The sequence below is a fragment of the Escherichia sp. WS1368 genome (assembly GCF_046487485.1).
In the GTDB taxonomy this organism is placed as follows: domain Bacteria; phylum Pseudomonadota; class Gammaproteobacteria; order Enterobacterales; family Enterobacteriaceae; genus Escherichia; species Escherichia coli.
This window is the reverse complement of the sequence record NZ_JBJQJI010000001.1, coordinates 382,423-395,559: the sequence shown is the minus strand read 5'-3', so window position 1 is coordinate 395,559 and position 13,137 is coordinate 382,423. Positions and strand designations below refer to the sequence as shown.

Here is a 13,137-nt window from a genome sequence, read left to right as displayed (position 1 = left end):
TCCATTCTCCCCAAAAATGCAGAATAATCCAACACGAATATGATACTAAAACTTTTAAGATGTTTCATTTATCGCTATAGATGTTTCAAAATGTAAATACAAGGGAACTTTTTAAGATTATTGCGGAATGGCGAAATAAGCACCTAACATCAAGCAATAATAATTCAAGGGTAAAATCAATAACTTATTCTTAAGTATTTGACAGCACTGAATGTCAAAACAAAACCTTCACTCGCAACTAGAATAACTCCCGCTATCATCATTAACTTTATTTATTACCGTCATTCATTTCTGAATGTCTGTTTACCCCTATTTCAACCGGATGCCTCGCATCCGGTTTTTTTTACCCTTCTTTACACACTTTTCATTATTCTGTGCTACCACAGAAAAACTATAACGCTTGTTAACTATTTCACAAATAATTAACATTAGCATAATTTCCAGCAATCTTCGTTTATTTGCAATTAATTTCGTTGGGCTTTTTGTAGGTTATTTGTACAGCAAAATGGCGCTTGTACATCTATTTCCCCCAATGCAGGATGATAAATATCACGGGAGAATAGAGAATCATCAATCAGGTAAGAGTCTGGAATTTCACACTGTACCCTTTATACTGCCCTATCACTTCGCGAAGTTTTAACAGGTCATAAACACGAATGCGTCAGAAAGAGACAACGGCCACGACCCGCTTTTCACTCCTACCGGGGAGCATTACCCGCTTCTTTTTACTGTTGATCATTGTGTTACTGGTGACGATGGGAGTAATGGTACAAAGCGCCGTTAACGCCTGGCTGAAAGATAAAAGTTACCAGATTGTCGACATTACCCACGCAATCCAAAAGCGCGTCGATACCTGGCGTTACGTGACCTGGCAGATCTACGACAACATTGCCGCGACGACCTCCCCCTCCTCCGGCGAAGGTTTACAAGAGACGCGCCTGAAACAGGATGTCTACTATCTGGAAAAACCGCGCCGCAAAACGGAAGCGTTAATCTTTGGCTCTCACGACAACTCAACGCTTGAGATGACTCAACGGATGTCCACTTATCTGGATACATTGTGGGGCGCAGAAAATGTACCGTGGTCGATGTATTACCTGAATGGTCAGGATAACAGCCTGGTGCTGATCTCAACCCTGCCCCTTAAAGATCTCACCTCCGGATTTAAAGAATCGACCGTCAGCGACATTGTTGATTCACGTCGTGCAGAGATGTTGCAACAGGCCAACGCCCTCGATGAACGCGAAAGCTTTTCTAACATGCGCCGCCTAGCCTGGCAGAACGGTCATTACTTTACCTTGCGTACTACCTTTAACCAGCCGGGACATCTGGCAACGGTCGTGGCTTTTGATCTGCCGATTAATGATTTGATCCCACCGGGCATGCCGCTGGACAGTTTCCGCCTTGAGCCAGACGCGACGGCAACGGGAAACAATGATAATGAGAAAGAAGGGACGGATAGCGTCAGTATCCACTTTAACAGTACGAAGATTGAAATCTCCTCGGCACTCAACTCTACCGATATGCGCCTGGTCTGGCAGGTTCCTTATGGCACCTTACTGCTGGATACGTTGCAAAACATTCTGCTGCCACTGCTGCTGAATATCGGTTTGCTGGCGCTGGCGTTATTTGGCTATACCACATTCCGCCATTTCTCCAGCCGCAGTACAGAAAACGTCCCCAGCACGGCGGTCAATAACGAATTGCGCATTTTACGTGCAATCAATGAAGAGATAGTCTCACTGCTGCCGCTTGGCCTGCTGGTTCACGATCAGGAATCGAACCGCACTGTCATAAGTAACAAAATTGCCGATCATTTGCTGCCGCATTTGAATCTGCAAAACATCACCACCATGGCGGAACAGCATCAGGGGATTATTCAGGCGACGATCAATAACGAGCTGTATGAGATCCGCATGTTCCGCAGCCAGGTCGCGCCGCGCACACAAATTTTCATTATTCGCGATCAGGATCGCGAAGTGCTGGTAAACAAGAAACTCAAGCAGGCGCAGCGTCTGTATGAGAAAAACCAGCAGGGGCGGATGACCTTTATGAAAAACATTGGCGATGCGCTGAAAGAACCTGCACAGTCCCTGGCGGAGAGCGCGGCTAAACTCAACGCCCCGGAAAGCAAACAACTGGCGAATCAGGCAGATGTGCTGGTGCGGCTGGTCGATGAAATACAGTTAGCGAACATGCTTGCGGATGATAGCTGGAAAAGTGAGACGGTGCTGTTCTCCGTGCAGGATTTAATTGATGAAGTTGTGCCTTCAGTGTTGCCTGCCATCAAGCGTAAAGGTCTGCAACTGCTGATTAACAATCATCTGAAAGCACACGATATGCGCCGCGGCGATCGCGATGCCTTACGACGCATTTTGCTGCTACTGATGCAATATGCCGTGACCTCAACGCAATTGGGAAAAATCACCCTTGAGGTTGATCAGGATGAGTCCTCCGAAGACCGCCTGACGTTCCGCATTCTGGACACCGGAGAAGGCGTAAGCATTCATGAAATGGATAATTTGCACTTCCCGTTTATCAACCAGACCCAAAACGATCGCTATGGCAAGGCGGACCCGCTGGCATTCTGGCTGAGCGATCAACTGGCACGTAAACTGGGCGGTCATTTAAACATTAAAACGCGGGATGGGCTTGGTACACGCTACTCTGTGCATATCAAAATGCTCGCAGCTGACCCGGAAGTTGAAGAGGAAGAAGAGCGTTTACTGGATGATGTCTGCGTAATGGTGGATGTTACTTCGGCAGAAATTCGGAATATTGTCACTCGCCAGTTAGAAAATTGGGGTGCAACCTGTATCACACCCGATGAAAGATTAATTAGTCAAGATTATGATATCTTTTTAACGGATAATCCGTCTAATCTTACTGCCTCTGGCTTGCTTTTAAGCGATGATGAGTCTGGCGTACGGGAAATTGGGCCTGGTCAATTGTGCGTCAACTTCAATATGAGCAACGCTATGCAGGAAGCGGTCTTACAATTAATTGAAGTGCAACTGGCGCAGGAAGAGGTGACAGAATCGCCTCTGGGCGGAGATGAAAATGCGCAACTCCATGCCAGCGGCTATTATGCGCTCTTTGTAGACACAGTACCGGATGATGTTAAGAGGCTGTATACTGAAGCAGCAACCAGTGACTTTGCTGCGTTAGCCCAAACGGCTCATCGTCTTAAAGGCGTGTTTGCCATGCTAAATCTGGTACCCGGCAAGCAGTTATGTGAAACGCTGGAACATCTGATTCGTGAAAAGGATGTTCCAGGAATAGAAAAATACATCAGCGACATTGACAGTTATGTCAAGAGCTTGCTGTAGCAAGGTAGCCTATTACATGAACAATATGAACGTAATTATTGCCGATGACCATCCGATAGTCTTGTTCGGTATTCGCAAATCACTTGAGCAAATTGAGTGGGTGAATGTTGTCGGCGAATTTGAAGACTCTACAGCACTGATCAACAACCTGCCGAAACTGGATGCGCATGTGTTGATTACCGATCTCTCCATGCCTGGCGATAAGTACGGCGATGGCATTACCTTAATCAAGTACATCAAGCGCCATTTCCCAAGCCTGTCGATCATCGTTCTGACCATGAACAACAACCCGGCGATTCTTAGTGCGGTATTGGATCTGGATATCGAAGGGATCGTGCTGAAACAAGGTGCACCGACCGATCTGCCGAAAGCTCTCGCCGCGCTGCAGAAAGGGAAGAAATTTACCCCGGAAAGCGTTTCTCGCCTGTTGGAAAAAATCAGTGCTGGTGGTTACGGTGACAAGCGTCTCTCGCCAAAAGAGAGTGAAGTTCTGCGCCTGTTTGCGGAAGGCTTCCTGGTGACCGAGATCGCTAAAAAGCTGAACCGCAGTATTAAAACCATCAGTAGCCAGAAGAAATCTGCGATGATGAAGCTGGGTGTCGAGAACGATATTGCTCTGCTGAATTATCTCTCTTCTGTGACCTTAAGTCCGGCAGATAAAGACTAATCATCTGTAGGCCAGATAAGACGCGTCAGCGTCGCATCTGGCATTTGCACTGAATGCCAGATGCGGCGTAAACGCCTTATCCGCCCTACGAATCCCGCGATTTCCTGACCCTCTCGGCATATACCGTTAGCGTCTGTTTTATCACATCCAGCGTTACCGGCTTCGACAGGCAGCTGTCCATACCAGACTCCAGACACCGCTGCTTCTCTTCAGCCAACGCATTAGCAGTTACTCCGATTACCGGCAACGTCAGTCCCAACTGACGAATGCGTTGCGTCAAGCGGTAACCATCCATATTTGGCATGTTGACGTCGCTAAGCACGATATCAATATGATTCTTGCTAAGTACATTAAGCGCATCGACGCCATCATTCGCGGTTTTACATTGATAGCCCAACGATCCCAACTGATCTGCCAGCAGACGCCGGTTAATCGGATGATCATCCACGACCAGAATCATCATATCGTCGTTATCGCTGACCGCTTTGTCCGTTAACGGCAGAGCGTTAGCAGGATCGTCGCTCTCCATCTCGATCAAATAAATACGCGCCAACAATGCCGGTAGCTCATGCGGGGCAGCCACACTGTGTACCCACTCCCCTGGCGCTTTCTCCAGCGGAATACCAATATGGCGACGACAGAAGGTCACTACCGCTCTACCCTGCCATTTTTTACTCACTACCTCGTCAGTAATTAACACATCTTCGGGAGTCGGTTCCTGCCCTTCGTATGTTGTAACGACGATGCCGCTGCGCTGCAAACTGGTTTCCAGGAACTGACAGAGCGACGCATTGCGGACCGCCAGCCAGCAGCGTTTACCACTCAACCCTTCCACGCCTTTTTTCTGCGGGTACTGAGCGCCGTACAACGGAATACGCACGGTAAACTGGCTACCCATTCCCGGTTCTGAATCTACCGAGATATCGCCGTCCATCATGCTGATCAGTTTTTCACAAATCGCCAGACCCAGACCGGTCCCCTGGAAGTTACGCTGTACGCCCGTTCCGACCTGGAAGAAGGGATCAAACAAGCGCACCACTTCTTTCGCCGGAATCCCCACGCCGGTATCGCGAACACGGATAGAGAGATAATCGCCATCAGTGCGAACATGCAAAACTATACAGCCGGTATCGGTGAATTTTATGGCGTTACTCAACAGGTTGGAGATGACCTGCTGTAAACGCATCGGGTCGCCATTTAAGGCCACTGGCACATCCGGTTCAATAAAGCAGTACAAGCCTAACTGCTTGCGTACCACCAGCGGTAAATAGTTGGCGGTGATGTGGTTCATCACTTCACGCGGTGAAAACTCACGCGGTTCGATCTTCAACTGTTCCGATTCAATCTTCGAGAAATCGAGAATATCGCTGATAATTTTCAACAACAGGCTGGAAGAGTTGTTCATTGCCGTCACCAGACGATCGACGCCTTTCGGTAACTCTTTGGTTTGCAACAGATCCAGGTTACCGATAATGCCATACAGCGGCGTTCGCAGCTCATGACTGACGGTGGCAAGGAACATCGATTTTGACTGGCTCGCCTGTTCCGCTGCTTGTGCCATCTCCTGCAACGACTCTTCCATCTTCACGCGCGAAGAAACATCCACCAGCACACAAATGGCCACGTTTTCATTACGATAGCGCGAATGGACGAAGCTGATTTGCAGATTGGTATTGTTGCTGGTCAGGACATCAACAAAATTGACCTGCTGCCCACAGATAATTTGTGTCAGCCGTTGGCGATCCTCATGCGTAAGCATATTGAGATAGGTATGCGCCAGTTCGTTACTTAAAATATTGACGCCATCAGCGGTACGCAAAATGCAGATACCCACTGGCGCGGAGGCGACAATCTTGCGATTAAACTGCTCATGTTCTTCCAGTCGCAGGGCGTCGCTTTCCGCCGGAATGAAAATACGTCGCTCGTACATCCGCGCGAGAGTAAACAATGCAGCTCCGGCAAGCACATTCAGCAAAATTGCGTTAAGGATCAACATGCGAATGCGTTCCAGCACCTTATCAACCGGCACCGAATACACGATGCTTAGCGATGAGGGTGGCAGATTTTTCTTCAGCACCAGCTCCCGGAACCCTTCCGTATAGCCAAACCAGGAGCGTTCCTGCATCCAGCGAGGATCGCCCTTAATTTTACTTTCTGGTCCGGTAAGCGAAATCAGGGTATGACCATTTTCATCAAGAATGGTAACCCCCATCGGCAACGTACCAGGTAAGAAAAAATTCTCCATCCGGATAGTCTGCTCGACACCCAAAAGCGCCTGCAACCGGTTCGCCAGATAAACTGGCGTCAACGCGTAAAAATACCCGACGCCAGGGCGCGGACCTTCGCTGATCCAGTAGAGGTTACTGCCACTATCATCTTGTGGTGCATTTCGATATTTATTAATGCGTTCATGCAACGCTTTCAACGCGGTATCGCGTTCCACTGGCATATCACGCAGACCGAAATTGGCCATGCAGAGGTTATCGCTGCCGATTAAAAATACCCGGTTGAGATCGTAAGCCGCAGAGAAATTATCGCGCCAGTAGCGCATAAACCACGCCAATGACTCCAGAGAGCCTCGCCAGGTGTTACTCATTGCGGAACAATCGGAGTCGGCAAACAGCGGTTCAAACGCAGGCACATCCGCCTGCGTTTCTCGTCCACGCGGGGAAAGCACACCGTTTTCTGCCGATAAGCGATTTTCAGCGATGTACTTCAGCTCTTTCATCACATCAGAGGTACGTTGAATAAAGCGCTGAGCCTGATCGGAACTCAGATTAAATTCCTGACGAATTTCCGATTCTCGCTGATGTAACGCATTAACGATGTAAAAAACGGATGAAAAAGCAATCAACAGCCAGAGCACTAACGCCAATGCTCTGAACATGTAGCGCGAGGCTTTCAGGGTTGTACGAAAAGAAGCAAGGTATTTCAAAGGGGCGAAGCTCCGCCTCAGGTGACCGATGGAGTGTGGTTAAGGTAGCGGTAAAAGCGTGTTACCGCAATGTTCTCTCTTCTCTGGAATATGATACACCGCCGAGAAATCATCACCTTAACCTCTGATAATCGTCATATACCGGACAAGACTAGTGGATTTCAGCATGCATTATATGAAGTGGATTTATCCACGCCGCTTACGCAATCAAATGATTCTGATGGCAATCCTGATGGTCATTGTCCCAACGCTTACTATTGGTTATATCGTAGAAACGGAAGGACGTTCAGCAGTCTTATCTGAAAAAGAGAAAAAACTTTCTGCCGTGGTCAACCTGCTTAATCAGGCACTAGGCGATCGCTATGATCTCTACATCGACTTACCACGTGAGGAGCGTATCCGCGCATTAAATGCAGAACTTGCCCCCATTACCGAAAATATCACTCACGCCTTCCCTGGCATCGGCGCTGGTTATTACAACAAAACGCTGGATGCGATAATCACCTACGCGCCTTCAGCGCTATATCAGAATAATGTCGGCGTTACCATTGCCGCAGATCACCCTGGTCGCGAAGTCATGCGTACAAATACCCCTTTGGTTTATTCAGGCAGGCAGGTGCGCGGCGATATTTTGAATTCAATGATCCCCATTGAGCGTAATGGTGAAATCCTCGGCTATATCTGGGCCAATGAATTAACCGAAGATATTCGCCGCCAGGCCTGGAAAATGGATGTGAGGATTATCATTGTGCTCACCGCCGGTTTGCTGATAAGCCTGCTGTTGATTGTCCTTTTCTCCCGTCGCCTGAGCGCCAATATTGATATCATCACCGATGGCCTCTCGACTCTGGCACAAAATATTCCCACTCGATTACCACAATTGCCCGGTGAAATGGGGCAAATCAGTCAGAGTGTTAACAACCTCGCCCAGGCACTGCGTGAAACGCGGACACTTAACGATCTGATTATTGAAAACGCTGCCGATGGCGTCATTGCCATTGACCGCCAGGGTGATGTAACCACCATGAACCCGGCAGCAGAAGTCATCACTGGCTATCAACGTCATGAACTGGTAGGGCAGCCTTACTCCATGTTGTTCGACAATACTCAGTTCTACAGTCCAGTACTGGATACGCTGGAACATGGCACCGAACATGTAGCGCTGGAGATCAGTTTTCCAGGCCGTGACCGCACCATTGAACTCAGTGTCACTACCAGTCGTATTCATAACACGCATGGTGAAATGATAGGTGCTTTGGTGATTTTCTCTGATTTAACTGCCCGCAAAGAAACCCAGCGCCGCATGGCGCAAGCAGAACGCCTCGCCACACTGGGTGAGCTGATGGCTGGCGTCGCGCATGAAGTACGTAATCCGCTAACGGCTATTCGTGGTTATGTACAGATCTTGCGCCAACAAACCAGCGACCTAATACATCAGGAATATCTGTCCGTAGTACTCAAAGAAATCGATTCAATTAACAAAGTTATTCAGCAATTGCTCGAATTTTCACGTCCACGCCACAGTCAATGGCAACAAGTCAGTCTCAATGCATTGGTTGAAGAAACTCTGGTACTGGTACAAACCGCCGGCGTACAAGCGCGGGTCGACTTCATAAGCGAACTGGATAATGAATTAAACCCGATTAACGCCGATCGTGAACTGCTCAAACAGGTACTACTGAATATCCTGATCAATGCCGTCCAGGCTATCAGCGCACGAGGGAAAATTCGCATTCAAACCTGGCAATACAGCGACTCACAACAGGCCATTTCGATAGAGGACAACGGCTGTGGCATTGATCTCTCGCTGCAAAAAAAGATCTTCGATCCCTTTTTCACCACCAAAGCCTCTGGAACCGGGCTTGGTCTGGCGTTAAGTCAACGCATCATTAATGCCCATCAGGGTGATATTCGCGTCGCCAGTTTGCCGGGCTACGGCGCAACCTTCACGCTTATTTTACCGATCAATCCGCAGGGAAATCAGACTGTATGACTGCTATTAATCGCATCCTTATTGTGGATGATGAAGATAATGTTCGCCGTATGCTGAGCACCGCTTTTGCACTACAAGGATTCGAAACACATTGTGCGAACAACGGACGCACAGCATTACACCTGTTTGCCGATATTCACCCTGACGTGGTGTTGATGGATATCCGCATGCCAGAGATGGACGGCATCAAGGCACTCAAGGAGATGCGCAGCCATGAGACACGGACCCCCGTTATTCTGATGACGGCCTATGCTGAAGTGGAAACCGCCGTCGAAGCGCTACGCTGCGGGGCCTTCGACTATGTTATCAAACCGTTTGATCTCGATGAGTTGAATTTAATCGTTCAGCGCGCTTTACAACTCCAGTCAATGAAAAAAGAGATCCGTCATCTGCACCAGGCACTGAGCACCAGCTGGCAATGGGGGCACATTCTCACCAACAGCCCTGCGATGATGGATATCTGCAAAGACACCGCCAAAATTGCCCTTTCTCAGGCCAGCGTCTTGATTAGCGGTGAAAGCGGCACCGGGAAAGAGTTGATTGCCAGAGCGATTCACTACAATTCGCGGCGGGCAAAGGGGCCGTTCATTAAAGTCAACTGCGCGGCGCTGCCGGAATCGTTGCTCGAAAGTGAACTGTTTGGTCATGAAAAAGGTGCATTTACTGGTGCACAAACCTTGCGTCAGGGATTATTTGAACGTGCCAACGAAGGTACTCTGCTCCTCGACGAAATTGGCGAAATGCCGCTCGTACTGCAAGCCAAATTACTACGCATTCTGCAGGAACGGGAATTTGAACGGATTGGCGGCCATCAGACCATAAAAGTTGATATCCGCATCATTGCTGCCACCAACCGTGACTTGCAGGCAATGGTAAAAGAAGGCACCTTCCGTGAAGATCTCTTTTATCGCCTTAACGTTATTCATTTAATACTGCCGCCTCTGCGCGATCGCCGGGAAGATATTTCCCTGTTAGCTAATCACTTTTTGCAAAAATTCAGTAGTGAGAATCAGCGCGATATTATCGACATCGATCCGATGGCAATGTCACTGCTTACCGCCTGGTCATGGCCGGGAAATATTCGAGAGCTTTCCAACGTTATTGAACGCGCCGTCGTGATGAACTCAGGCCCGATCATTTTCTCTGAGGATCTTCCGCCGCAGATTCGTCAGCCAGTCTGTAATGCTGGTGAGGCAAAAACAGCCCCTGTCGGTGAGCGTAATTTAAAAGAGGAAATTAAACGCGTCGAAAAACGCATCATTATGGAAGTGCTGGAACAACAAGAAGGAAACCGAACCCGCACTGCTTTAATGCTGGGCATCAGTCGCCGTGCATTGATGTATAAACTCCAGGAATACGGTATCGATCCGGCGGATGTATAACGCCAAAACTTGCTATGCAGATATTTGCACAGTGCGCAATTTTCTGCATAGCCGCTCATTCTCCTTATAAATCCTCATCCAATTTATCCCTTCATATTCAATTAGTTAAATAACAAAACCCAATAATCTCATTCTGGCACTCCCCTTGCTATTCCCTGACTGTACCCACAACGGTGTATGCAAGAGGGATAAAAAATGAAAACAAAATTGATGACATTACAAGATGCCACCGGCTTCTTTCGTGACGGCATGACCATCATGGTGGGCGGATTTATGGGGATTGGCACTCCATCCCGCCTGGTTGAAGCATTACTGGAATCTGGTGTTCGCGACCTGACATTGATAGCCAATGATACCGCGTTTGTTGATACTGGCATCGGTCCGCTCATCGTCAATGGTCGAGTCCGCAAAGTGATTGCTTCACATATCGGCACCAACCCGGAAACAGGTCGGCGCATGATATCTGGTGAGATGGACGTCGTTCTGGTGCCGCAAGGTACGCTAATCGAGCAAATTCGCTGTGGTGGAGCTGGACTTGGTGGTTTTCTCACCCCAACGGGTGTCGGCACCGTCGTAGAGGAAGGCAAACAGACACTGACACTCGACGGTAAAACCTGGCTGCTCGAACGCCCACTGCGCGCCGACCTGGCGCTAATTCGCGCTCATCGTTGCGACACACTTGGCAACCTGACCTATCAACTTAGCGCCCGCAACTTTAACCCCCTGATAGCCCTTGCGGCTGATATCACACTGGTAGAGCCAGATGAACTGGTCGAAACCGGCGAGCTGCAACCTGACCATATTGTCACCCCTGGTGCCGTTATCGACCACATCATCGTTTCACAGGAGAGCAAATAATGGATGCGAAACAACGTATTGCGCGCCGTGTGGCGCAAGAGCTTCGTGATGGTGACATCGTTAACTTAGGGATCGGTTTACCCACAATGGTCGCCAATTATTTACCGGAGGGTATTCATATCACTCTGCAATCGGAAAACGGCTTCCTCGGTTTAGGCCCGGTCACGACAGCGCATCCAGATCTGGTGAACGCTGGCGGACAACCGTGCGGTGTTTTACCCGGTGCAGCCATGTTTGATAGCGCCATGTCATTTGCGCTAATCCGCGGCGGTCATATTGATGCCTGCGTGCTCGGCGGTTTGCAAGTAGACGAAGAAGCAAACCTCGCGAACTGGGTAGTGCCTGGGAAAATGGTGCCCGGTATGGGTGGCGCGATGGATCTGGTGACCGGGTCGCGCAAAGTGATCATCGCCATGGAACATTGTGCCAAAGATGGTTCAGCAAAAATTTTGCGCCGCTGCACCATGCCACTCACTGCGCAACATGCGGTGCATATGCTGGTTACTGAACTGGCTATCTTTCGTTTTATTGACGGCAAAATGTGGCTCACCGAAATTGCCGACGGGTGTGATTTAGCCACCGTGCGTGCCAAAACAGAAGCTCGGTTTGAAGTCGCCGCCGATCTGAATACGCAACGGGGTGATTTATGATTGGTCGCATATCGCGTTTTATGACGCGTTTTGTCAGCCGGTGGCTTCCCGATCCACTGATCTTTGCCATGTTGCTGACATTGCTAACTTTCGTGATCGCGCTTTGGTTAACACCACAAACGCCGATCAGCATGGTGAAAATGTGGGGTGACGGTTTCTGGAACTTGCTGGCGTTTGGTATGCAGATGGCGCTTATCATCGTTACCGGTCATGCCCTTGCCAGCTCTGCTCCGGTAAAAAGTTTGCTGCGTACTGCCGCCTCCGCCGCAAAGACGCCCGTACAGGGCGTCATGCTGGTTACTTTCTTCGGTTCAGTCGCTTGTGTCATCAACTGGGGATTTGGTTTGGTTGTCGGCGCAATGTTTGCCCGTGAAGTCGCCCGCCGAGTACCCGGTTCTGATTATCCGTTGCTCATTGCCTGCGCCTACATTGGTTTTCTCACCTGGGGTGGCGGTTTCTCTGGCTCAATGCCTCTGTTGGCTGCAACACCGGGCAACCCGGTTGAGCATATCGCCGGGCTGATCCCGGTGGGCGATACTCTGTTCAGTGGTTTTAATATTTTCATCACTGTGGCGTTGATTGTGGTGATGCCATTTATCACCCGCATGATGATGCCAAAACCGTCTGACGTGGTGAGTATCGATCCGAAACTACTCATGGAAGAGGCTGATTTCCAAAAGCAGCTACCGAAAGATGCCCCACCATCCGAGCGACTGGAAGAAAGCCGCATTCTGACGTTGATCATCGGCGCACTCGGTATCGCTTACCTTGCGATGTACTTCAGCGAACATGGCTTCAACATCACCATCAATACCGTCAACCTGATGTTTATGATTGCGGGTCTGCTGCTACATAAAACGCCAATGGCTTATATGCGTGCTATCAGCGCGGCAGCACGCAGTACTGCCGGTATTTTGGTGCAATTCCCCTTCTACGCTGGGATCCAACTGATGATGGAGCACTCCGGTCTGGGCGGACTCATTACCGAATTCTTCATCAATGTTGCGAACAAAGACACCTTCCCGGTAATGACCTTTTTTAGTTCTGCACTGATTAACTTCGCCGTTCCGTCTGGCGGCGGTCACTGGGTTATTCAGGGACCTTTCGTGATACCCGCAGCCCAGGCGCTGGGCGCTGATCTCGGTAAATCGGTAATGGCGATCGCCTACGGCGAGCAATGGATGAACATGGCACAACCATTCTGGGCGCTGCCAGCACTGGCAATCGCCGGACTCGGTGTCCGCGACATCATGGGCTATTGCATCACTGCCCTGCTCTTCTCCGGCGTCATTTTCGTCATTGGTTTAACGCTGTTCTGACGGC

Annotated in this window: 8 protein-coding genes; 7 read left to right on the top strand and 1 reads right to left on the bottom strand. The window is 49.4% G+C overall.

What is annotated here, in order from left to right:
- Nucleotides 1-656: 656 nt before the first annotated feature.
- A complete protein-coding gene (gene rcsD / locus ACJHYD_RS01790; RefSeq protein ID WP_001249120.1) occupies nt 657-3,329 on the top strand; it encodes a phosphotransferase RcsD in 2,673 nt (890 codons plus the stop codon).
- Nucleotides 3,330-3,345: 16 nt separating this feature from the next.
- Nucleotides 3,346-3,996, top strand: coding sequence for a response regulator transcription factor RcsB (gene rcsB, locus ACJHYD_RS01785; RefSeq protein WP_001061917.1), 651 nt, complete (start codon nt 3,346-3,348; stop codon nt 3,994-3,996).
- Between the two features lie 85 nt (nt 3,997-4,081).
- Here the strand turns inward: rcsB and rcsC are convergent, their stop codons facing one another.
- A complete protein-coding gene (rcsC, locus tag ACJHYD_RS01780; protein WP_000876029.1) occupies nt 4,082-6,931 on the bottom strand; it encodes a two-component system sensor histidine kinase RcsC in 2,850 nt (949 codons plus the stop codon).
- A 166-nt stretch (nt 6,932-7,097) separates the two neighbouring features.
- Here rcsC and atoS point away from each other — a divergent pair, with 166 nt between their 5' ends.
- From atoS to ACJHYD_RS01755, 5 genes are all read left to right on the top strand, one after another.
- Nucleotides 7,098-8,924, top strand: coding sequence for a two-component system sensor histidine kinase AtoS (atoS, locus tag ACJHYD_RS01775; RefSeq protein ID WP_000559127.1), 1,827 nt, complete (start codon nt 7,098-7,100; stop codon nt 8,922-8,924).
- Complete coding sequence (gene atoC, locus ACJHYD_RS01770) at nt 8,921-10,306, top strand: acetoacetate metabolism transcriptional regulator AtoC (RefSeq protein WP_000125281.1); 1,386 nt, start codon at nt 8,921-8,923, stop codon at nt 10,304-10,306. Before atoS ends, atoC begins: the two co-directional genes overlap by 4 nt.
- Before the next feature lie 195 nt (nt 10,307-10,501).
- Nucleotides 10,502-11,164 (top strand): acetate CoA-transferase subunit alpha, encoded by a 663-nt coding sequence (atoD, locus tag ACJHYD_RS01765; RefSeq protein ID WP_000850540.1) that lies wholly within the window; start codon nt 10,502-10,504, stop codon nt 11,162-11,164.
- Entirely contained in the window at nt 11,164-11,814 is a 651-nt protein-coding gene (gene atoA, locus ACJHYD_RS01760) for an acetate CoA-transferase subunit beta (RefSeq protein WP_187197631.1), read from the top strand. The genes atoD and atoA overlap by 1 nt, the downstream gene beginning before the upstream one ends.
- Complete coding sequence (locus ACJHYD_RS01755; protein WP_000580275.1) at nt 11,811-13,133, top strand: TIGR00366 family protein; 1,323 nt, start codon at nt 11,811-11,813, stop codon at nt 13,131-13,133. The genes atoA and ACJHYD_RS01755 overlap by 4 nt, the downstream gene beginning before the upstream one ends.
- The last annotated feature ends 4 nt before the right edge of the window (nt 13,134-13,137 follow it).

Coding starts and splice junctions, on each gene's coding strand:
- rcsD (WP_001249120.1), top strand. CDS start 657: ATGCGTCAGAAAGAGACAACGGCCACGACCCGCTTTTCACTCCTACCG.
- rcsB (WP_001061917.1), top strand. CDS start 3,346: ATGAACAATATGAACGTAATTATTGCCGATGACCATCCGATAGTCTTG.
- atoS (WP_000559127.1), top strand. CDS start 7,098: ATGCATTATATGAAGTGGATTTATCCACGCCGCTTACGCAATCAAATG.
- atoC (WP_000125281.1), top strand. CDS start 8,921: ATGACTGCTATTAATCGCATCCTTATTGTGGATGATGAAGATAATGTT.
- atoD (WP_000850540.1), top strand. CDS start 10,502: ATGAAAACAAAATTGATGACATTACAAGATGCCACCGGCTTCTTTCGT.
- atoA (WP_187197631.1), top strand. CDS start 11,164: ATGGATGCGAAACAACGTATTGCGCGCCGTGTGGCGCAAGAGCTTCGT.
- ACJHYD_RS01755 (WP_000580275.1), top strand. CDS start 11,811: ATGATTGGTCGCATATCGCGTTTTATGACGCGTTTTGTCAGCCGGTGG.